The organism is Desulfovibrio sp. 6_1_46AFAA (assembly GCF_000224635.1).
Classification (GTDB): Bacteria; Desulfobacterota; Desulfovibrionia; order Desulfovibrionales; family Desulfovibrionaceae; genus Desulfovibrio; species Desulfovibrio fairfieldensis.
In genome coordinates, this window is sequence record NZ_JH114304.1 from 320,599 (window position 1) to 341,156 (window position 20,558).

The 20,558-nt window shown below is 63.7% G+C and carries 14 protein-coding genes, 1 pseudogene and 1 riboswitch; of the genes and pseudogenes, 7 read left to right on the forward strand and 8 right to left on the reverse strand.

What is annotated here, in order from left to right; translation table 11 throughout:
* Positions 1-66: 66 nt before the first annotated feature.
* Positions 67-345, forward strand: a pseudogene (gene tnpA / locus HMPREF1022_RS14070) (IS200/IS605 family transposase); the annotation flags it as partial.
* Positions 346-1,025: 680 nt separating this feature from the next.
* On the opposite strand, the gene thiC reads toward tnpA, so the two are convergent.
* Together thiC and HMPREF1022_RS16745 are read right to left on the reverse strand one after the other, a co-directional pair.
* The gene (gene thiC, locus HMPREF1022_RS14075; protein ID WP_008685438.1) at positions 1,026-2,306 is read right to left on the reverse strand and encodes a phosphomethylpyrimidine synthase ThiC; all 1,281 of its coding nucleotides are present in this window, start codon (positions 2,304-2,306) and stop codon (positions 1,026-1,028) included.
* 57 nt (positions 2,307-2,363) lie between these two features.
* Positions 2,364-2,498, reverse strand: a riboswitch (TPP riboswitch).
* Positions 2,499-2,629: 131 nt separating this feature from the next.
* Positions 2,630-6,157 (reverse strand): response regulator, encoded by a 3,528-nt coding sequence (locus HMPREF1022_RS16745; RefSeq protein WP_009303616.1) that lies wholly within the window; start codon positions 6,155-6,157, stop codon positions 2,630-2,632.
* A 296-nt stretch (positions 6,158-6,453) separates the two neighbouring features.
* On the opposite strand from HMPREF1022_RS16745, the gene HMPREF1022_RS14085 reads away from it, so the two are divergent.
* The gene (locus HMPREF1022_RS14085; RefSeq protein WP_232221614.1) at positions 6,454-7,803 is read left to right on the forward strand and encodes a TrkH family potassium uptake protein; all 1,350 of its coding nucleotides are present in this window, start codon (positions 6,454-6,456) and stop codon (positions 7,801-7,803) included.
* Between the two features lie 148 nt (positions 7,804-7,951).
* Positions 7,952-8,611, forward strand: coding sequence for a potassium channel family protein (locus tag HMPREF1022_RS14090; RefSeq protein ID WP_008685441.1), 660 nt, complete (start codon positions 7,952-7,954; stop codon positions 8,609-8,611).
* Positions 8,612-8,748: 137 nt separating this feature from the next.
* Here the strand turns inward: HMPREF1022_RS14090 and HMPREF1022_RS14095 are convergent, their stop codons facing one another.
* Positions 8,749-10,176: a sodium:solute symporter family protein gene (locus HMPREF1022_RS14095; RefSeq protein ID WP_009303617.1), complete on the reverse strand. Its 1,428-nt coding sequence runs from the start codon at positions 10,174-10,176 to the stop codon at positions 8,749-8,751.
* Between the two features lie 64 nt (positions 10,177-10,240).
* Positions 10,241-11,851 carry an amidohydrolase gene (locus tag HMPREF1022_RS14100; protein ID WP_009303618.1) on the reverse strand — a complete coding sequence of 537 codons (1,611 nt, stop codon included), beginning with the start codon at positions 11,849-11,851 and terminating at the stop codon, positions 10,241-10,243.
* A gap of 498 nt (positions 11,852-12,349) precedes the next feature.
* On the opposite strand from HMPREF1022_RS14100, the gene HMPREF1022_RS14105 reads away from it, so the two are divergent.
* A complete protein-coding gene (locus tag HMPREF1022_RS14105; RefSeq protein WP_009303619.1) occupies positions 12,350-15,490 on the forward strand; it encodes a sigma 54-interacting transcriptional regulator in 3,141 nt (1,046 codons plus the stop codon).
* 3 nt (positions 15,491-15,493) lie between these two features.
* Here the strand turns inward: HMPREF1022_RS14105 and HMPREF1022_RS14110 are convergent, their stop codons facing one another.
* On the reverse strand, positions 15,494-16,462 hold the full coding sequence (locus tag HMPREF1022_RS14110; protein ID WP_009303620.1) for a M48 family metallopeptidase: 969 nt from the start codon (positions 16,460-16,462) through the stop codon (positions 15,494-15,496).
* Between the two features lie 340 nt (positions 16,463-16,802).
* Between HMPREF1022_RS14110 and HMPREF1022_RS14115 the strand changes: the two genes are divergently transcribed.
* The 3 genes from HMPREF1022_RS14115 (at position 16,803) to HMPREF1022_RS14125 (ending at position 18,946) form a co-directional block, all read left to right on the forward strand.
* Complete coding sequence (locus HMPREF1022_RS14115; RefSeq protein ID WP_009303621.1) at positions 16,803-17,279, forward strand: FlxA-like family protein; 477 nt, start codon at positions 16,803-16,805, stop codon at positions 17,277-17,279.
* A gap of 552 nt (positions 17,280-17,831) precedes the next feature.
* Positions 17,832-18,407, forward strand: coding sequence for a rubrerythrin (gene rbr / locus HMPREF1022_RS14120; RefSeq protein WP_008685449.1), 576 nt, complete (start codon positions 17,832-17,834; stop codon positions 18,405-18,407).
* A 107-nt stretch (positions 18,408-18,514) separates the two neighbouring features.
* Entirely contained in the window at positions 18,515-18,946 is a 432-nt protein-coding gene (locus HMPREF1022_RS14125) for a hypothetical protein (protein ID WP_009303622.1), read from the forward strand.
* An 81-nt stretch (positions 18,947-19,027) separates the two neighbouring features.
* On the opposite strand, the gene HMPREF1022_RS14130 is transcribed toward HMPREF1022_RS14125, so the two are convergent.
* The 3 genes from HMPREF1022_RS14130 to HMPREF1022_RS18300 form a co-directional block, all read right to left on the reverse strand.
* The gene (locus tag HMPREF1022_RS14130) at positions 19,028-19,372 is read right to left on the reverse strand and encodes a DUF3467 domain-containing protein (protein WP_009303623.1); all 345 of its coding nucleotides are present in this window, start codon (positions 19,370-19,372) and stop codon (positions 19,028-19,030) included.
* Between the two features lie 2 nt (positions 19,373-19,374).
* Entirely contained in the window at positions 19,375-19,953 is a 579-nt protein-coding gene (locus tag HMPREF1022_RS14135) for an OmpH family outer membrane protein (protein WP_009303624.1), read from the reverse strand.
* Between the two features lie 325 nt (positions 19,954-20,278).
* Positions 20,279-20,428 (reverse strand): hypothetical protein, encoded by a 150-nt coding sequence (locus HMPREF1022_RS18300; RefSeq protein WP_156803000.1) that lies wholly within the window; start codon positions 20,426-20,428, stop codon positions 20,279-20,281.
* Positions 20,429-20,558: the final 130 nt, after the last annotated feature.

A 20,558-nucleotide genomic window follows, 5' to 3' on the forward strand; every position in this document is an offset into this window, starting at 1 on the left:
CTCTCACCTCGTGAGTTTATCCGTTCATTGCAAAACTTGGAGTGTCCGGTTTAGCAGGGGCAACTCCAGGATCATGTGCACATGCTGGTGAGTATTCCTCCAAAAATCAGTGTATCAAGTTTCATGGGGTACCTGAAAGGAAAAAGCTCATTGATGATTTTCGATAAGCATGCAAACCTGAAGTACAAATTTGGCAATAGGAAATTCTTGGCGGAAGGATATTTCGTCAGTACGGTAGGACTCAATGAGGTAACGGTCAAAAAATACATTCAGCAGCAAGAGAAGCATGATATTCTGCAAGATCGAGTAAGTACCCGAGAATACCAAAACCCCTTCCAGGGGTAAGCCAAAGCGGCAAGGGCACTGGGCTTGAACAAAGTGAAAGCCAGCGCCTTTAGACGCTGGCCGGTAACAAGCCCTTATAGGGCTGGAGCAAACCACCCGCTATGCGGGTGGTTTTGATTTTACTCATTAATCATTTTGCTCAGCTTAGGGCATGTTGACACTACATTCTTTTGCCCGCTGGCTTTGTCGAACTTCGCCTTTTATTCCAGTCGCGCTAGCCGTTCACAGCTCTGCTGTGTTACGGATAGCGACAGTGATTTCGATGAGAGGAGTTTTGTGTAACTCATTGCTGTCCTCATCCGTAGCTTCCTTCGTCGCAACGGCTGAAGCGAGTACCAGAAGAGTACACTCCTTTCATAAAAGGCTTGTTCTCCTTGCCGGCAAACAAAATCCCAGTAGTGTCAACAGGCCCTGGAGTAATTTCACTTTAAAAGTGCCCGCCACGAAGGCGTAAATGCAATTTATTTGCGCTGTTAAGCGCCGAAGTGAGAGTCTTTAAACGTTAAGAATGTACATTCTTAACGTGAATCCGCTCTAGGAGCTGTTTCTAAATAAGTATTTTCGTTCTCTGCCAAGGAAGGCGAGTCCTGGGCGAAGGGAGTATATTCAAATATATTCGACCTTCGCACGGGGCGAGCCTAACGCAGGCAGAGGGCGAAAGGACAATTTAGAAATAGCTCCTAATGGCCGCGCAGCATCTTCACCGAGCAGAACTTCCCGCACATGGCGCAGACTTCCTCGCTCTTGTGGGCCTCGCGGCGTTTGGCGAGCTGGGCCGGGTCCAGGGCGGCTTTGGACATGCCTTCCCAGTCCAGAGCCTTGCGGGCTGCGTTCATGGCGGCTTCGCGTTCGACGGCCCTGGGACGGCCCAGGGCCACTTCGCCCACATGGGCGGCCACGCGCGAGGCCATCACCCCGGCGCGCACGTCGTCCACGTCCGGCAGCGTCAAATGCTCGGCCGGGGTCAGATAGCAGAGAAAGTCCACACCGGCTTCCACGCCCAGAGCGCCGCCGATGGCCCCGGCGATGTGGTCATAGCCGGGCGCGCTGTCGCAGCACAGCGGCCCCAGCACATAGAGGGGCGCGTTGTTGGTCAGGCGCTTGATGCCCTGGATCTGGGTGCGCACCTGGTTCAGCGGCACGTGGCCCGGACCTTCGATCATGCACTGCACGCCCTTTTCCAGGGCGTATTTGGCGAGCTGCCCCAGGTTGATCACTTCTTCCCACTGGGCGGCGTCGCCGGCGTCCACGCCCGCGCCGGGGCGCAGGCCGTCGCCCAGGGACAGGGTGACGTTGTAGGGCAGGCAGATGTCCAACAGGCGGTCGAAATATTCCAGCAGCGGATTTTCACGGTTGTTTTCCAGCATCCAGCGGGCCAGCATGGAGCCGCCGCGCGAAACAATGCCCAGCACGCGGTTGTCCTTGACGGCCAGTTCCGCGCCGCGCCGGGAAAGTCCGCAGTGCACGGTGACGAAATCCACGCCCTGGCGGGCCTGTTTTTCGATCTCAGCGAACAGGTCGTCCGGCTTCATGCTGCTGATGTCGCGCTCGGCGTCCAGGATCTGCTGGCCCACGGCATACATGGGCACCGTGCCCAGGGGCAGGGGGCAGGCCTTGAGCATGCCCTCGCGGATGGCGTCCAGGTCTCCGGCGATGGACAGGTCCATGACCGTGTCGGCCCCGGCGTCCAGGGCGGCCTTGATCTTGCGGTTTTCGGTTTCCGGGCAGTTGCAGAGCGGCGACGTGCCGAGGTTGGCGTTGACCTTGATCCGGGAGGGCTGTCCCACCAGGATGGGCCTGAGCCCCTCATGGGCCGGGTTGCCCAGAAGCACCATGCTGCCCTCTTCCAGGGCGCTGGTGATGGCTTCGGGGGCCAGGCCCTCCTCCTGGGCCAGGGCGGCCAGATGCCGGTCGAGCAGGCCGCGCAGGGCGGCGTTTTTCGAGCAGAGCGAAGATGACATGAGTGCCTCGCGGGTTGCGACGCAGGGCGCAAAAAAAGCCACAACCTGCGGGGAAAGCGGGTGCGGCTGCAGCTTCCCTCCGGCAGTGCGAACTGCGTCAGGTTCACAGGGTCTGGGGCTGATTCCCCACTCTCAGCCGCCCTGGACGTGTTTTCGCAAAACACATCCCGCGCGGCTCCCCTAGCTCTCGTCATCTATAGCTTGGCCCCGTGGCGCTGTAAAGGACTTTGTGCGCGTGCTCAACGGGCCGCGCCGCCTGCCGTTGGCCGAGGATCGTTGCCCGCAGGGGGACTTGCGCGCCCCGCCTCCCCGCGGCGAAAGGCCTACGCTGCCGTGCGCGCCAGCCAGGCACACAGTTTCCGCCTGAGAGTCCGGGGATCAATGGGCTTGGTGATATGGTCGTTCATGCCCGCTTCCAGGCTTTTTTCGCGGTCGCCGCTCATGGCATGGGCCGTCATGGCGATAATCGGCGGCTCGGACGGTCCTATTCCCGGCAGCGCGCGGATTTTGCGGGTGGCGGTCAGTCCGTCCATGATGGGCATCTGAATGTCCATGAATATCAGGTCAAAGGACTGTCCTCGGCAGAGCTCCACGGCCTCGGCCCCGTCCTTGGCGAGGACGACCCGCATGCCCAGGCCTTCCAGGAGATTGAGGGCCACTTCCTGGTTGATTTCATTGTCCTCGGCCAGAAGGACGCGCGCGCCCGCCATGGCGCGCGTATCGTCGGGTTCGTCCCGCTCCATGCTCCCGCGCAGGGGGATGGGGGGCAGGTCAAGGCCCAGGGCCGCCACGACGGCATTGCGCAACGAGGCCCGCCAGACGGGCTTGGGCAGGATGCGCGTTCCGGCGTCCAGGCCGGGCGCGTCGTGGTACTGATCCATATAGGAAGCCGGAACGAGCAGCAGCCTGGGCAGAAGGCCGTTGCTGAGCCGCCCCAGAGCCGCCGCGCAGTCCAGGCCGCCCTCTCTCGGCAGATGATGGTCCACCAGGGCCAGGTCGAAGGGCGCGCCCTCCGCCAGGGCCGCGCGCGCCGCCTCCAGGGCCGCCGTGCCGGAATCCACGGTGCGCACCGTCATGCGCAGGTCGTCCAGCAGGCGCGCCAGCACGTCGCGGCATGCGGGGGAACCTGCGGCCAGCAGCACGCGCCTGCCGCGAAATTCCCTCGGGGCGGCGTCCACGGGCGCGCCGTCGCCGAGGCCCAGAACGGCGGTAAAGGCAAAGACGCTGCCCTTGCCCGGCTCGCTCTCCACCTGGATCCGGCCGTCCATCATGCCCACCAGACGCTCGCAGATGGCGAGCCCCAGGCCGGTGCCGCCGTAGCGCCGGGTGGTGGAGGTGTCCACCTGCTGAAAGGCTTGGAACAGCGTGCCGGCCTGTTCCCTGGTCAGGCCGATGCCCGTGTCGCGCACCTCCACCCGCAGGCGCGCCTGATGCGCGTCTTTGGACTCCAGGTGCACGCTGAGGGTCACGGAGCCCTGATGGGTGAATTTGAGGGCGTTGTTGGCGAGATTGGTCAGCACCTGCGAAAAGCGCAGCCTGTCGCCCACCAGAGCGTAGGGCACGTCCGGCCCCACGTAGAAGAGCAGCTCAAGGCCCTTTTCAGCGGCGCTGAAAACGAGCAGGTCCGCAAGATTTTCCAACACTTCCGAAAGGAGAAAAGGCGCGTTTTCCATGGTCATGCGCCCGGCTTCGATTTTGGAGAAGTCGAGAATGTCGTTGAGCAGGCCCAGCAGATTGCGCGCGGCTTGCCGGGTGCTTTCCAGATAGTGGCGTTGGCGTTCGTCCACGCGGGTCTGGAGCAGCAGGTGGGTCATGCCCAGAATGGCGTTCATGGGCGTGCGGATTTCGTGGCTCATGCGCGCCAGAAAGTCGCTTTTGGCGCGGGTGGAGGCCTCCGCCGCCAGGCGCGCGGCCCTGAGCTCGGTGATGTCCTGAAGCCAGATCAGCTGAGCCGGATTACCCCGGTAATTGATGGTGCTGATGCTGGCGAGGGTTTCCCGGCACGGGCCGTCCGGAGCGTCCAGCCGCCGGACGGCCATGGGGATGTTGACCGCCGGGAGGCCTTGCTCTGCTCCGGCGCAGAGATCGAGATAACCCTGATAATCCGCCCAGATGCCCGAGCAGTTTTCCCCCGCGGCCAAGCCTGTCAGGCGCGCGGCCGAAGGGTTGAACATGCGCGCGTTGCTCTCGCCGGTACAGATCAGCATGGCCGAGGGCGCGGCCTCCACCACGTCGCTCAAGAGGCGGCGCTCGTTTTGCAGCGTCGCCTCATAGGCGCGGATCTCCCGCAGGTCATGCACCGAGGCGAAGTAGCCCCGGGCCAGGGAAGAGGTCAGCCGCACCATCACCCCTTCGCAGGGCAGCGGGCTGCCGTCGGCGTGGCGGAACATCCAGCATGTATGCACCATGCCTTTTCGATCGCAGAGCGAGAAAACACGCGCCAGGGCCCGGGCCGTGGGCGTGCCGTCCTCCTGCAGGGGCGGCTGCAGTTCCTTGATGCGCGCCAGCGCCTCCTCCTTGGAGCCCACGCCCAGCCACTTGACCGCGGCCGCGTTGCAATCCCGGAGTTTGTGGTTTTCATCCCAGATGAAGAACGTCTCCCCGGCGCTGTCGAAAATGAGGCGCTGCCAGAGTTCGGTCTTGTAGGCGGCGCCCACGTCGTGAAAAGCCAGAATGGAGCCCGTGGCCGCGCCGTCTTCCAGAATGGGGGCGATGCTGCCGTCCACCAGCACGATGGAGCCGTTTTTGTGCAGAAAGGATTTCAGGCTGAAACGCATGTTTTCCGACCCCAGCCGCGCCCGGCAAAGCGCGCAGCTTTTCTTGGGATTGCGCGAGCCGTCAGGGAGGACGGGATGCAGGGTTTCATGCAGGTTTCTGCCGATCAGCTCGTTTTCCGCATAGCCCAGCATGGCCTGGGCGGCGCTGTTGGCAAAACTGATGGCGCCGTCCCTGTCCGTGCCGATGATGCCGTCGCTGGTGGCGTTGAGCAGGCGCAGGCTGTGCGCCTGGGAGGCTCTCAACTGGCGGGTGCGTTCCTCCACGCGTCGTTCCAGGCTGTCGGCCAGATGCTGGAGCGCGTCGCGCGCGGCGTTGCGCTGGTCAACGCGCCGCAGCAGCCGCATGCTGAACCAGGCCACGCCCAGAATGCAGAACAGGGCGAAGAGAACGTGCAGCAGGGTGATTTTGCCGCTCAGCACCTCCTGCATATGGGCCATTTCCGCCAGCGGCGGACTGACGCTGAGCCCGCCGATGACCTCGCCTTCCCTGTATCCCTGGACCGCGTGGCAGGTCAGGCAGCTCTTTTCGGCCCGCAGGATATGGATCAGGCGGACGCGCTGTTGCCCGCCCGCATCGTCCGGGCCGAGCTTTTCCTCGCCGTCGTTGCGGATCAGTTCCTCCAGCGCGGCGGCCTCCCACGGGTCGGCCTGATTCGCGGGCCGGATGGGCCTGAGACTCACCAGCCGTCCCTGGCCGGTGGAGGCCTTCATCCAGCGTTCCTGCACCAGGCGGAAGGCATAGGCCGGGTTGATGCGGGTGACGGCCATGCCGTTGCTCAGGGTGAAATCGCGGTTTTCAGGGGCCAGCCAGGGATTGGGGGGCGTGCCCGGGGTCACCGGCGCGTAAAGCCCGCCGAGATCGGCCACCCAGGCGCGCAGGGCCAGGTCCTTGCTGATGGACAAACGGGCGAGCTTGACCGCGTGGTCGCTGGTCTGATTTGCCAGCAGGCTGGAAAAACTCCAACAGGAAAAGGCGGACAGGGCCAGAATGCCCAGGCAGAGAAGGCTCGCGCCCAGCAGGACACGGCGGCGTTCCATCTGCATGCATGTCTTGCCCGAGGAAATAACGGCCATGGCATCCTCATCGACAGGGGATTCCAAACGGGGCGCATCCGTTGTGGAATTGAATAAGTATGAAAGAGGACAGCTCAATTACTCTAGCCCCTGGTGGAGCGTCAGGCAAGGCCGCCGCGCGCGGGGCTAAAAAATATACCGGCTCGGGCCGCTGCGGAGCCTCCTGGACGGATTCGCCCCAGGGGCCTGCATGCGTAAGCCTCCGGGCCCGAAGGGCTGGACCCGCTTCGGCGTGGGCGGCGCGCCTTGCAATCCCCCCACGCCTGGAATACACCACTGCAATGCAGTGCAAGCGTTTGTTCAGCCCTCTTACCTGGCCGGTCTTCTCCTTTCTGGGAGCCATCGCCCTGGGCACCGTGCTGCTCTGCCTGCCGCCGAGCTGGCATCCGGGCCGGGAACTGCAGACCCTGGACGCCTGCTTTCTGGCGACCTCGGCGGTCTGCGTCACCGGGCTCACGCCCGTGGACATCAGTTCGGTGCTCAGCCCCTTCGGCCAGGGCGTGCTGCTCTTCCTGATCCAGTTGGGCGGCCTGGGCGTCATGACCTATACGAGCATCATCTTTCTGCTCTGGCGCAACAACGTGCCTTTTACCAACCGCGAGGCGGTCAGCCAGGCCCTGCTGGGCGGCGATTTCAATCTGGCGGCTTTTGTGCGCCAGGTGCTGGCCCTGGTTTTCAGTATCGAAGCCATTGCCGCCATGCTGCTCTATCTGCATGATCCCCGCTTTTTTCACCCCTTCAGCGCGGTTTTTCACGCTGTTTCCTCCTTCTGCAACGCGGGTTTTGCCCTGAGCCCCGACAATCTGATGCCCTTCCGCGATGACCCGGTGGTCAACCTGGTGATCGCGGGCAGTGTCATTCTGGGCGGCATCGGCTTCGGCGTGCTGCGGGAATTCCTGGGCCTGCTCAGCGGCGGCAGGTTCGGCGCCCCTGTGCATCGCTTGAGCCGTTTCAGCCGCCTGGTGGTCAAGACCAGCCTGTTTCTGATCGTGGCGGGCACCGTGCTGATTTTCTGCATCGAATTTTTCCGGGCGGGCAACGAGCAGAGCGTGGGCGACGGCTTCGACCTGGCGATTACCTCCTTTTTCCAGTCCGTGATCGCGCGCACCGCCGGTTTCAACAGCGTGGACATGGCCGCTCTGAGCGAGGCGAGCCTCATGGTGCTCATGGCCCTGATGTTCATCGGCGCCGGGCCCGGCTCCTGCGCGGGCGGCATCAAGGTGGTCACCTTCCGGGTGCTCACGGGCTACGTGGCCGCCCAGTTTCGCGGCGACCGGCAGATCGTGCTGGAAGGACGCGGCGTGACCAGGGGCAACGTCACCCGCGCCCTGACCCTCTTTTTTCTCTATTCCATGCTCATCGCGGTTTCGACTTTTCTGCTGAGCATTACGGAAAACGGCATTCTGCACCGCACCGGGCGCGAGGGTGTCTCCATGCTGCGCCTGCTTTTCGAAACCGTGTCCGCGCTGGGCACTGTGGGCCTTTCCGTGAACCTGACCCCGGATTTGAGCGCGGAAGGCAAAATGATTATCATCTTCAACATGTTCGCCGGACGCGTGGGCCTGCTCAGCCTGCTCATGGCCGTGCAGAGTTTGCAGCCGAAGAAGGCGTATACCGTAGCCGAAGCCCAGCTCCCCATCGGCTAAACAGGCGGCCTTTTCGCCGCTGACCGCGTCAGGCCTCGTTTTTTATTCCGGTTGTGAACCGAAGAGTTCACGCCCTTCATAAAAAACTTGCCTTCCTTGTCAGCGACGAAAAATCCACCTGTTTCAAATGTGGAAGAAAGGAAATCACATGCCTGAAAAAAAACTGGAGATCGGGATCATCGGCCTCGGCAAGTTCGGCCTGCGCATGGCTACCACCCTGGTTTCCCTGGGGCATACCGTGGTGGGCATCGACATGTCCGAAACCCGGGTGCAACTGGCCGAAGAGACCCTGAACTCGGTCTACCGGGCCGACGCCACCAATATCAGCGTGCTGCGTTCCCTGCACATCCAGGATCTGGACTGGGTGGTGATCAGCGTGGGGCAGAGCGTGGAGCAGTCCCTGAACGTCACGCTCAACGTGCAGGAACTGGGCGGCCCTAAAATCCTGGTCAAGGCCTCCAACGAGGAACACCGCAAGATTCTCCAGCGCCTGGGCGTGGACCGCGCCCTGGTGCCGGAAACCGACGCGGCGGTCATGGCAGCCCATCAGCTCACCTATCCGGGCATGCTGGACCTGATCCCCAAATACGGGGGCATCGCCATCCAGGAATTGCGCGTGGACCACTGGGACGGCAAAACCCTGGTGGACCTCAACCTCATGCAGCGTTTCAATGTGATGGTCATGGGCATTCGCCCGGTGGGCGAGCGTTCTTTCATTTTCGTGCCCCCGGCGCGCACGGTGCTGCATCGCGGCGACACCCTGGTGGTGGCCGGGCGGGCGGATTCCATGGGCGATCTGCAACCTTAGAGCAGTTCACGCATTGCATGCGTGAACTGCTCTAAGGTTGATAAAACAGGGTCCCGCGAAAATTCGCGGGACCCTGTCGTTGGGGGAGGCGGCGGCCTCCCTTTGGGACCGGAGGATGCGTCCGGAATACGTCTTCTTCAGCGCCGCATGGTGGCGGTGGGCAGATCGTCCCACAGTACGGCGGCCACATGCTCCTCGGGATGGTGCCGGGTGACCAGGCTCACGCCGAACACGCCCAGCGCGCTGAAAAGAAAGCCGAACAGGGTCTGGTCGAAGTCCAGGCCCAGATAGGGCCAGGCCACGGTGGAGACCAGGCCGCCCAGCATGCCCGTCATAACCCCGGCGCGGGTCAGGCCGCGCCAGAGCATGGTGGCGAGGAAGGGCAGCACGATGGTGGTGGCCGTCAGGCGCAGAGCCCACTGGTAGATGGCAATGATGCCCGTGAAGTTGAAGGCCACCCACAGCGCTGCCAGGGCCACTAGGGCCACGGTGAGGCGCGAAACCAGCATGAGCCGCCGGTTGTCGGCCTTGGGATTGATGAGCTGGCGGTAGAAATCATGGGTCAGGTTGGACGAGCCCTGCAGGATGAAGGAGTCGGCCCCGGTCACCAGCGCGGCCAGCAGGGCGCAGTAGATCAGGCCGCCCACATAGGGGGGCAGCAGATCGCGCGTCACTGTGGAAAAGATCAGATCCGGGTTGATGTCCGGGGGCAGGAACTGTCGGGCGGCCAGGCCGATGAGAATGGGGCAGACAAAAACCCCGCAGCAGATCAGCACGCCCAGGGTATTGGCGTTGAGCGAGACCTTTTCGGACTTGGCGGCGAAGATGCGCTGCCAGGAGGATTGCCAGACCAGATAAAAAGGCCCCACGGAGATGAAGAACAGGGCGACCTCCTTGGCTCCGTATGGTCCCGCGGGCGAGAGAAATTCCGGCGGGGTGGCGGCCAGCATGGGCCCCATGCCCCCGGCCAGGCTCACGGAGGCCACGGCCAGAATGACGATGCCCGTGATGATCAGCACGGCCTGGAGGGCGTCGGTGACGATGGTGCCGGGCAGGCCGCCCAGCACGGTGAAGGCCAGCACCAGCACGGCCGAGAGAACCAGCGCGTTGCCCACGTCCATGCCGAAGCAGGCCGACCAGATGGTGGACATGGCAAGATACTGCATGGCCGTGGTGGGAATGGCGTAGACCACGGCCGAGAGCAGGGAGGGAATGATGCCCGCGCGCACGCCGAAACGCTGCCCGAAAAGGTCGGCCAGGGTGTAGAGGCGCTGGCGGCGCAGGGCGCGGCCGAAGGCCAGGATCAGAATCAGGGTGAAGATGACGCTGGCAAGGCTGAAACGGATATAGCCCGAAGCCCCCACCTGGAAGCCCAGGCCCACGGTGCCGATAAAGACCGAAGCCCCGCACCAGGTGCTGATGACCGTGCCCACAATGGGCCAGAAGCCCATGCTCCAGCCGCCGATAAGATAGTCGTCGGCGTTCTTGACCTTCAGGAAATAGTAAAAGCCGATGCCGAACATGATCAGGAAATAGACGATGATGTAGCCGAGATACCAGCCCATGGAATCCTCCTCGTGCTGTGGCGCCGCCCGTCCGGGCGGCTTTTCATGTGGGGAGTGGAAACCGTCAGTCCTTCAGAGTGCCCCAAACCGGGCGGCCCATGCTGATCACGGAGACGATGTTGACTTTGTTGATGTCTTCCGGCGCAACGGCGCGCGGGTCGGCATCCAGAAGGGTGAAGTCGGCCAGCTTGCCGGGTTCGATGCTGCCTCGCCGGTCTTCCTCGAAGCACATGGCCGCCGCATGGGTGGTGTAGGCGCGCAGGGCGTCCAAAACGCGCACGCGCTGGTCCGGGCCCAGCAGGCGGCCCGCGCGCGTGCGCCGGTTCACGGCGGTGTGGATGGATTGCATGGTCATCTGCGGCAGCACCGGGGTGTCGGCGTGCAGGGAGAAGGGCAGGCCCAGGCGCGCCGCGCCGCCGCAGGGGTCAATGCGCGCGGCGCGCTCCGGCCCGAGAAAGATGTCGTGGTGGCGGTCGCCCCAGTTCCAGACGTGCAGGCCGAAAAAGGAGGGCCACAGGCCCACGGCCTTCATGCGCGCCAGTTGTTCGTCCGACGCCATCTGGCAGTGAATGAGCAGGTGGCGCGGGTTCCTGCGGGGGCAGCGGGCCTGGGCCTTTTCCACGGCGCGGACCGCGGCTTCGACAGCGCCGTTGCCGTTGCCGTGGATGACGGCCTGCTGGCCCGCGCTGTGGGCTTTGAAGACGGCGTTCTCCAGCTCGTCCTGGGGAATGATGGGGGCGGGACGCGTTTCGGGGCGGCTGTGATAGCCCTCGGGCACGGCAGCGGTGTAGGCCTGGATGGAGCCGTCCACGAGCAGCTTGATGCCGTGGAAGCGCAGCAGGGGCGAACCTGTTCCGGCCAGCAGGCCCGTTTCCAGCACCCGCTCAAACCAGTCCGCGAACACGGGCATGTGCATATGGAGGTGCAGGCGGCCCTCAATCTCCAGCCCGGCCAGAGCCTCGTAAACCATCCAGGGCGTGAGCCCGCCCAGGCCCGCGCCGCCGCCGATGCAGGCCGTGAAGCCCTGGGCGTTGTAGCTTTCCACGGCGCGGAGCAGACCCTGTTTCAGGGCTGTGGTTGTCACGGGCGGCAGCTTGCCCAGGGCTTCCAGGGCCAGAGTTTCGGTGATCAGGCCGTTGGGGCGGCCGCTTTCGCAGACCACGTCCGGATTGTCCGAAGGCCGGTCCGGGGGAATGCCCAGCAGGCCGTACATGCGGCTGTTGACGTAGGCCGCGTGGATGGAGATGTGCAGCAGCAGCGCGGGCCTGTCCGGAAAAAGGGCGTCCATTTCGGCCAGGTTCGGGCCGCGCTGTTCGGCAACGGCCGTGTCGTCGAAACCGTAACCCATGGGAACGGGCTGATTCTGCTCCCGGCCGTGCCGTTGCAGAACGTCCAAGGCCGAGGCCAGGTCGGCCGTGCCGCCGCAGTAGGCATAGGGAGCCCAGGCGGCAAGCATGTCCGGGTGGCTGTGGGTGTCGATGAAGCCGGGATAGACGACCAGCCCGTCCAGATCCGTTTCTTTCAGGCGCGGGCCGCCCAGGCGGCGCAGCTCCGCCGCCCCGCCCACGGCTTCAATGCGGCCGCCAGCCACCAGAACGGCTTCAGCCGTGCGTTCCCCAGCGTCCAGCATGACGATGCGGCCATTGTGGTACAGGGTCTTTTCGCAACATTGCATACGGCACCTCGTGTGGAGCGGAATTTCGGACCGCGCGGAGGGCGGCCCGTACTCCGTATGGAGCAAGGGAGGTGCCAGAAGTTGTTCTGAAAAATACTCTTGAAAAACAGATAATTATTATGAATTGAAGAGAGGGCGACGCTGCTCTGTATGAAAATTTATTCAAAACTTGTCTTTGATTTTGAATAAATATAACTTTGTATACAAAGCCGTGGAGGCGCGGATACGCGCCTCTGAGCGTTGGCAACGCCAACGCGGCCAAAAATCAGAAGCAGGTCACGGCGTTGCCGTGCCGTTAGCTGTCCGAAGGGTGCCCGGCGCCGGGTATTTCTCTTGGCTGTAACGCGGCTTAGGGAAACGGACCGTAGCGCAGCGACTGATTTTTGTGCCTTTCCGCCCGGCAAGTTTTTCTGAAAACGAGCCGACGGCGGCGCAAACACCGCGTAAGCGGGGTTTGTCATCATCTGAGGCGCGGATACGCGCTGAAGGAGTCCCGCCATGCTGTCGCCCGACCAAGCGGCCCATGTTCTGGCCCTGCATCTTGCCCCCCGTCCCCTGAGCGCCGATGAGCTCCGCTGGCTTACGGGCGAGGCCGCGCGGCCCGACGATGCGGCCCGAAAACAGGGCCTGGCCGCGCTGGAGCGCCTGCGCATGGCGGAGCGCGTGCCCGGCGGCACGCCACGCTGGAGGGCGGGCCCTGCGGCCGGTGCCTTTGTCCGCGCCCGGCTCTTCGCGGGCCTCTGGCCGCCGGAACATCGGGCTGGAGCCCTTCTGAGTCTGCTCGACGAGGGGGCCGGACCGCGCCGGTGCACGGACATCCTGCGCGGCGCCTGGGCTGGCGGTCGTGCGGATGTGGAACTGGTGCCCCTGCTGGAAGTGCTGGTGGCTTTTCTGATGCGCTGGTGCGCGCGCCGCGCCGCCGACCCGGCGGCTCTGGACGGCGGTTTTCTGAATCTGCTCTTCGCCCTGCAGGGCTTCCCACTGAGTTCCCTCTCTCTGCTGCGTAAAATTCTGCGCCTGACGGCGCGCGCCTACCGCATGGCCCGCAACAGCGGCAATGAGCGTTTCATGGCCATGCTGCTGCTTTCCCGTCTCTATCTGCACGTTTTTGTGGGCAACAATTCCAGCCGCCTGGCCGACAGGCTGGAAGCGGCCCTGAATACGGTCAAGGCGCTCCTTGGGCCGGAAGACGACAACCTTCTGCCCCTGTTCGAGGGGCAACTGGCTTATATGCGCGGGGATCTCAAAAAAATCATTGCCTGTTTCAACCGCTGTTCCGAAGACATGGCCTGGTGCCACCGCCGCTTTTACGACACCTTGGGGGTCTGCGCCCTGTTCAGCGCGGGCTATCTGCACCAGTTCCATTTCGCGCTCGGCAGCGTGGAGCACTTTCAGCGCAAGGCCATGCTGGCCGGGGACGAACTCACAGCGGCCATGTTCCGGAGCAATTCCTGCTTTCTGCTCCTGCGCAAGGGCGACAGGCAGCGCATGCGCGCCGTGCTGCGCGCTCTGGAGGCCTCGCCGCTCTATGCGGAACACTCCATTGTGCATTCCCACGTCACCAGGGCGCACGCCCTGCTGCTTTTCATGGAGGGCGACGCGCGCGGCGCACACACTCTGCTGGATGTCCGGACCCGGCGTCTTCTGGCGCGGGGCGACAAGCCCGTGACGTTCAAGGATCCCCTGGTGCTGGATATGCTGTATGTCTTTTCACGCAACGGCTGGCCGGCCATTCCCGGCTATGAAGCCGACGCCCTGTTGCGGAGCTTTCTACAGGGGGCCAACCGGCATCTGAAGGGCACGGCCATGCGCATCCGAGCCCTGCAACTGCTGGATGCGGCAGCGACGCCGTGCGACGCCGTGGCCCTGCTGCGGCAAAGCCTGGACATATTCCGCACGCTGGGCGATCCGCACTCCCTGACTCTTACGGTCCACGCTCTGGCCCGGGCCCAGGAGCGCGACGGAGACGCCGGGGAAGCCCGGTTGCTGCACGATATGGTGCGCGAGGCCACGGGGCGGGATCTGCGCGGCGTGGAATACCACGAGGCCTGCCGGGCCTGCCTGGAGGTATGCCCGGCGGCTTTCGAGCTTTTCGGGGCGGCCTTCTCCGAAGCGGGCCTGGTGGGCAAGAGCGTGTCCGAACGCTGTCACGCCATTTTCAGCGCGCTTGACCTGCCTGATTCCTGCGAGGAGGCTCTGCAGCACTTCGTGCGGGCGGCCATGGACGCCTTCCGCCAGGAGCGCGGCGGGCTTTTTCGTCCCGGCGAGGGAGGAGAGCCGCGCTTTGCGCATATCGCCAACGTGTCCGCCTTGGAACTGCGCTCCCCGGCCATGCGCCCCTGCCTGGACTGGCTGGCCGAGGCCGCGCGGCGCAGCCGCCGCCCCTTGCTGCGGCACGAACGCCACGGCCTGGTGCTGCGCCTAGCCGAGAGCGGCGGCCGTCCCTGGCTGTTGTGGATGAGCAGCCTCTATGCGGGGCCGCCCTCGGACACCGCTCCGGCGGAGGAGCTCTTGCGGGGAGGCCGCCTGCTGGCTGCGGAACTGCGCGCCATCCTGCGCCTGGAAGCATTCAGGGAGCGGGAAATCGCCCAGCAGCACGACAAATTGCGCACGATTTTTCTGCGGGAAGACCGCGACGACTGCCTGGTGCTGCGTGAAGGCCTGCACGACCTTCTGCTTCAGGCCGCCAGCGGGGCCGTCACGGACGTGCCCATCCTGATCTGCGGCGAGACGGGCACGGGCAAGGAACTCATGGCCCGGCACATCCACACGGCCAGCGGGCGGCCGGGGCCGTTCATCCCCGTGCATCCGGCGGGCATGGTCGAGAATCTTTTTGAGAGCGAATTTTTCGGGCATGAGCGGGGCGCGTTCACCGGTGCGCTCAAGCAGAAGATCGGCCTGTTTGAAATGGCTGATCAGGGCACGCTGTTCATTGACGAGATCGGCGAAATGTCGCCCCTGGTGCAGACCAAACTGTTGCGCGTTCTGCAGGAGCGGCGCTTCATGCGCGTGGGCGGCACCAGGGAGCTGCATTCGCGCTTCCGGCTCATCGCGGCCACCAACCGCGATCTCTGGCAGGAGGTGCGCGAGCGGCGTTTCCGGCAGGACCTCCTCTACCGCATTGCCGTGTTCCCGCTGACCCTGCCGCCCCTGCGCAGGCGCAAGCAGGACATTCTGCCGCTGACCAACGCCTTCATCCGCCACTTCGCCCGCCGCTACGGCAAAACCGTTCCCCCGCTCAGCGAGACGCAGGCCGGGGAACTGCTGGCGTATGCCTGGCCCGGCAACATCCGGGAACTGCGCAGTCTTGTGGAAAGGGCCGTGATCCTGCACCGGGGCGGCGGATTGCCCTTGCTGTTCGGTCTGCACGGCGGCCCGGCGACAGCCGCCGGGGGCAAGGAAGGCGGACAGGCGGAGCCGCCTCTCCCGGAGGGCCCGGTTGCGCCGGAAAACCTGCCGACCCTGGAGGAGGCCGAGGCACTCTATCTGCGCCGGGTCATGCGGCTGGCCAAAGGCAAGGTGCGGGGCGAAGGCGGGGCGGCGGCGCTGCTGCGCATGAAGATTCCCACCCTTTACGCCAAACTGCGCAGGCACGGCATAGCCTGCGGGGGGGATAGAATGGGTGCCGGTTACCGGTAGCCTTCAGCGGTTCCGCGCGTCCGGGCCTGTTCCGGGCAGGGCCCACCAGGGCAGGCCGCGCCAGGCGCGGTTGAGCTCTTTTTCCATGTCCGGCCAGTGCGGTGAAAAGCGCGCCAGTTCGGCCCTGTAGGCCGGGGAGTGGTTCATCTGGCGCAGATGGCAGAGCTCGTGCCAGCAAAGGTGCTCCAGCAGGGGTACAGGCAGGAGCAGAGCCCGCCAGTTCAGGTTAATGTGCCCCGCCGCGTTCTGCACGGCAGCGCCGTTGTCCGGCTCATTTTCACTCTTCCCGCCCAGCAGCCTGCCCAAAAAATCCTTGAAGCTGACGCCACGGCGCGGACGGGCCGCGCGTTGTTCCCGCGCGTCCGGCCGGGTCCGCGAACAACTGCCCCAGCGGCTCCGCTGGTCCCGCACGCTCACGCCGGACACGGCAAAACCTTCCCTGGCGGCCAGGTGCAGCAGATAGGGCGGCAGCAGACGGGCGGCCTGCTCCCGGCACCAGCGGCGCAGGGCCAGAGCGCCAAGGTCCGCGTCCTCCGGCGGGCCGAACAGGCGCAGCAGGCCCGGCGTTTCCAGCAGCAGAAGGCGGCGCGCCCCCTGGCTGACCAATAGGGAATGCGCGCGGGCCTGGCTGTGCCGCCGTCCCTCGGCCAGATCTCCGGCCGTTTCCACCCGGAACTCCAGGCCCGGCAGGGGCAGGACCACGGCGCTCGGCAGGCCTTTTTCCGGCGCGCGGCGCTGATGTCGCTGCCAGGCCCGTTCCAGCCAGGGCAGAAAGCGGGGCAGGGCCTGGTCCACGGCGGAGGGGGACCAGTGGCCGGGCACCGTCAGTAACAAGCCGCCATCCGGGGCCAGGCTCAGGCGCGCCCGGCGGGCGCGGGGCGAACGGCGCACGCGGGCCGTGAGCCGCGTGCCGTCGGCAAGCGTGAAGTCCGCCGTGGCGTCCGGCGCGGGGGCGGCAATTTTTGCAGGCATGGGGGCAGGCTGCCACAGGCCGGGGAGGCTGTAAAGCGGCGTATCGACAGCCCGGACGTTCTTGGCGCGAAACTTGCTTTGTAGGGGCCGGGGACAACCAGTGGGAGCAATATTTTCCCAGAGGGTGTCGCCATGAGTGTCTTTTCGGTTATCTCCGCGTCGAACATCGCCTTTTATTTCGGTCGAGTACCAGAAGAGTACACTCCCTGCATGCGTTAGCCGTTATGCGAGGAACGAGCATTACGGATAAAGACAGCAGCGCTAAAAGGCTCGTTCTCCTTGACATAACACGAAAATCCATCTCATGACGACACCCTCCAGCCAGCACAGGAGCGCAACCATGGAAATCGGATCCGCCTACAGCGCAAGCGGCCTTTGGGATCTCAACGCCCTCAACGGCGTGGATTCGTCTTCACAAAAATCCTCGTCCACGGGGCAGAGCGGTTCTTCCGGCGATACGGTGGACATTTCCGATGAGGCCCGGAAGCTCTTTTCGGAAAAAATTCACCAGTACGACAAGGGAAGCTCCACAACGACAACCGCGAACGCGAACCAGAACAGCGGCGGAGAAGAAACCGAGGCGTCTGAAGCGCAGGGCGGCGGGGCCAGCGGCGGATCGGGCGGCGCGTCCGCTTCGGGCAGCGACAGCACGGAAGCCATTAAGAAGCAGATCGAGTCGCTCAAGAGCCAGCTTATGAGCCTGGCTTCCCAATTGAGCGGCGGTGGGGCGGATGCGGGCGTCACCAGCAAGATGAACGCCCTGCAATCCCAGATTGCGGCCCTGGAGGCCCAGCTCAACGCCGCCGAGCAGGCCTGAGGCCTAAAGCGGGCACCAGGACAATCGAATAAATAGAACGAAAAAGAAAAATGCTCTTGCGTCAGGCTTCCTGTAGCGTTGCGGTTATTTTATAAAATCCGCCTTTTTCGTGTGGGCGGCGTTATCGGCGCGTTTTTGCCCACACAAAAAAAATCGCCAATTTTGCAAAATTCCCGCAAAATAAGCCTCCGCTCACTTGCCGACTGTGTTCGGCTGTGTTCGCGGGTCTTAAGGAAGGAAGACGCACGGATGGAATCAAATGCGTATCCGGAGAGGAAGCGCTCATTCGATTGTCATAAAGCGGGAGCATACATGCCTTGACAGGCAAATTGATAAAGGTTACGAAAAAGAAACAGGGGATAGCGGGTCTGGTGAGATGTACACTTGAAATGCTCGTTTACGGCGAGCAAAGCCCGCCTACTCGCATTTCGTGGCAAGGATTTGCAGACAAATCCTTGTAGAGCGGTTGACGCATTTTATGCGTGAACGGCTCTATCCCCTTGTCTTTTCAACTGTTCAACCATGCCAGGCATGTTCAGAGTTGAGGTAGCTATGAAATCGCTGAAAGGCACCCAGACCGAAAAAAATATTCTGACCGCGTTCGCCGGTGAGTCCCAGGCCCGTAACCGTTATGATTACTTCGCCTCCAAGGCCAAGAAAGACGGTTACGTGTTCGTGAGCGACATTTTTACGGAAACGGCCCTGCAGGAAAAGGAACACGCCAAGCGCCTGTTCAAGTTCCTGGAAGGCGGCGAAGTGGAAATTCAGGCCGCCTATCCCGCCGGCGTCATCGCGGGCAGCGAGGCCAACCTGATCGAGGCCGCCAGCGGTGAAAACTATGAACACACCCAGATGTACCCTTCTTTCGCCGATGTGGCCGCCAAGGAAGGCTTTTCCGAAATCGCCTCGGTCATGCGCAACATCGCCGTGGCCGAAGCCTATCATGAAAAGCGCTTCCTGAAACTGGCCGGCGACATTAAGGAAGGCCGCATGTTCATGCGCTCCAAACCTACCGTGTGGCGTTGCCTCAATTGCGGTTGTCTGGTGGAAGGCACCAGCGCGCCGGACGTCTGTCCCGCCTGTGCCCATCCCAAAGCCTATTTTGAAGAGCTGAATTACACGTTCTAAACCTGTTCCACGCCCGCCCGCGCGGCCCTCTTTCGCAAGAGGCGCGCGGGCTTTTTTTTGCGTGGCGCGTCGGACGTCGCCATACCGTTATTACCGGAGATTGTGCTATGTGGGATACATTGGTTCTTTGGGTGCATCCGGCCATGCAGAGCCTGGCGGTGCTGATCGGCCTGCTTGCCATGTGGCAGGGCTGGAAGCGCATTGAAATGCTGCGGGGCCGCAAGGTCATCTTTCCCTGGCGGACCCACGTGCGCCTGGGCACTGTGGGGCTGCTGCTCTGGACGGCCGGGGCCTTCGGCTTTTACGTGACGCACAGCCTGTTCGGGGCCACCCATATTACCGGCATCCACGCCACCCTGGCCTGGCCGATCATTGTTCTGTCCATTCTGGGACTGATCACCGGCGGGATCATGAACAAATACAAGAAAAAACGCTTCTGGCTGCCGTTGATTCACGGGGTGGGCAATACCATTCTGATGATTCTGGTGCTCTATGAGTGCTGGACCGGCATTGATCTGTACGACGCGTTCATGGCGTAGCCCGCTTATTTCCCTCAGACGGCAAGGCCCCCGCATCCATCGGAATGCGGGGGCCTTGCCGCGTTTGCCGGGGTATTTGTGTCAGGCGTTTTCCCCGCCGATATTGCCGCTGAAACGGGCGGCATGCTCCTTGAGCGCGCGGTCCAGGGCCAGGAGCAGGCGTTGGGCCGAGGCCGGGGTCATGACGATGCGCCGGTCCAGGTCCACGGCCAGGACGTTTTCAGTGCCGCCGTCCGGGGCGTTCAGGCTTTCGGGCTGGCTCAGGCCGCAGCAGAGGATGATTTCCTCGGCCGTGCAGCGGGTCTGGAAGACATTGGCGTAGGACGTGCGGAGCCGCGCGCTGTTCAGGGCCACGCGGATTTGTTGGCCTTCGGCGGAAGCGGCGGCTTCGGCCCCGGTCTTGCCGGAATTTTTCTGTGCGCTCATGCTTACTTCCTTTTTGCGCCGGGGGCGGCGTTGTGATTGGCTTGGCCGGGGGTTTCCGGCGTTTTCCCCTTCTCGCCGGGCAGCTTGACGGACACCACGGGCAGCGCCGGGAAGACGGCCTTGCGGGCGTCCATGCCCTTGAGCACGTCCGTGGTGATGTCCAGACTGGCGTCGGCGTCCAGCACATTCCGGCGGGGCAGAACCAGGGCGGCCTTGTGGGCCTTGCGCCAGGCTTTGACCTCTTCCAGCAGCAGGCCGTTGACGACATTTTGTACGGCGGCCTCCTCGGCGGCCATCTGGCGGCGGAGGGTCAGCGCGCCGTCGCGGAGCACGGCCTCGCGCTCCTTGTCCGGAGCTTTGGCCCAGGCTTTTTGCAGATCGGCAAAGCCCTGTTCCAGGCGCTGGCGGGCTTGGGCCAGATGGGCGCGCCCTGCCTCGGCGGCGCGGGATTGTGACATGATCCGCTCCAGGTCGACCACGGCGGTCTGGGGCGCGGCGCTGGTGCTGCCCTCCAGACAGCCGCCCAGAAGGCAGGCGGCAAGGAGGGCCGTGAGGGCAAGCGTTGTTGCAATGTGGCGCATGGGGATGATTTCCTGTTTTTTATCTGTGTTGTGTCGTTGAGGGTCTTTTTATCCTGTCAGACGGAAAGGGCTTGTCACATGGATGATGTTCTGTGTGCCCTGCGGGCACGAGGGCCTTACGCTTCTCGGCGTTTGGGCCGCCTATCGCTGCTGTCTTCATCCGTAAGGCGGCCTTGCCCCAACGGCTGAAGCCTCCCTCCGCGCCGCACAATACCATCCACTGTTTGGCGTTGAGAAAGCCGCTGGTCCCATACCCGGAATTTGTTGACACGCGGCGATTTCGGGGCGTAGCGCGCCCCGCGAGCAAGACCCGTGGGACGCCGCGTCATCGGGCTACAACGTAGAGCAGGGGCAGGGGGTTGTAGGGGGCCTGGGGACAGCCGTCCCCGGCCCCCTGCCCCGCGCCGGGGAGGCGGCCCAAACGCCGAGAGGCGTAAAGCTCCTGTGCCCGCAGGGCACACAAAGCCTCATCCATATGACAAGCCCCGCTCCACAAAAAAACGGCGCGGCGGAATTCACCCGCCGCGCCGTTGCCCGCGCCCTTCAGGAAGGGACAAGAGCGCGGACTTCAGGAGGTGCCGCCCGCCGGGGAAGCGATGTCGGCG

What these genes read in the sequence shown, in the direction of transcription:
- thiC (WP_008685438.1), bottom strand. Translation starts at nt 2,306, where the DNA reads ATGTCATCTTCGCTCTGCTCGAAAAACGCCGCCCTGCGCGGCCTGCTC.
- HMPREF1022_RS16745 (WP_009303616.1), bottom strand. Translation starts at nt 6,157, where the DNA reads ATGGCCGTTATTTCCTCGGGCAAGACATGCATGCAGATGGAACGCCGC.
- HMPREF1022_RS14090 (WP_008685441.1), top strand. Translation starts at nt 7,952, where the DNA reads ATGCCTGAAAAAAAACTGGAGATCGGGATCATCGGCCTCGGCAAGTTC.
- HMPREF1022_RS14095 (WP_009303617.1), bottom strand. Translation starts at nt 10,176, where the DNA reads ATGGGCTGGTATCTCGGCTACATCATCGTCTATTTCCTGATCATGTTC.
- HMPREF1022_RS14100 (WP_009303618.1), bottom strand. Translation starts at nt 11,851, where the DNA reads ATGCAATGTTGCGAAAAGACCCTGTACCACAATGGCCGCATCGTCATG.
- HMPREF1022_RS14105 (WP_009303619.1), top strand. Translation starts at nt 12,350, where the DNA reads ATGCTGTCGCCCGACCAAGCGGCCCATGTTCTGGCCCTGCATCTTGCC.
- HMPREF1022_RS14110 (WP_009303620.1), bottom strand. Translation starts at nt 16,462, where the DNA reads ATGCCTGCAAAAATTGCCGCCCCCGCGCCGGACGCCACGGCGGACTTC.
- HMPREF1022_RS14115 (WP_009303621.1), top strand. Translation starts at nt 16,803, where the DNA reads ATGGAAATCGGATCCGCCTACAGCGCAAGCGGCCTTTGGGATCTCAAC.
- rbr (WP_008685449.1), top strand. Translation starts at nt 17,832, where the DNA reads ATGAAATCGCTGAAAGGCACCCAGACCGAAAAAAATATTCTGACCGCG.
- HMPREF1022_RS14125 (WP_009303622.1), top strand. Translation starts at nt 18,515, where the DNA reads ATGTGGGATACATTGGTTCTTTGGGTGCATCCGGCCATGCAGAGCCTG.
- HMPREF1022_RS14130 (WP_009303623.1), bottom strand. Translation starts at nt 19,372, where the DNA reads ATGAGCGCACAGAAAAATTCCGGCAAGACCGGGGCCGAAGCCGCCGCT.
- HMPREF1022_RS14135 (WP_009303624.1), bottom strand. Translation starts at nt 19,953, where the DNA reads ATGCGCCACATTGCAACAACGCTTGCCCTCACGGCCCTCCTTGCCGCC.
- HMPREF1022_RS18300 (WP_156803000.1), bottom strand. Translation starts at nt 20,428, where the DNA reads ATGGATGAGGCTTTGTGTGCCCTGCGGGCACAGGAGCTTTACGCCTCT.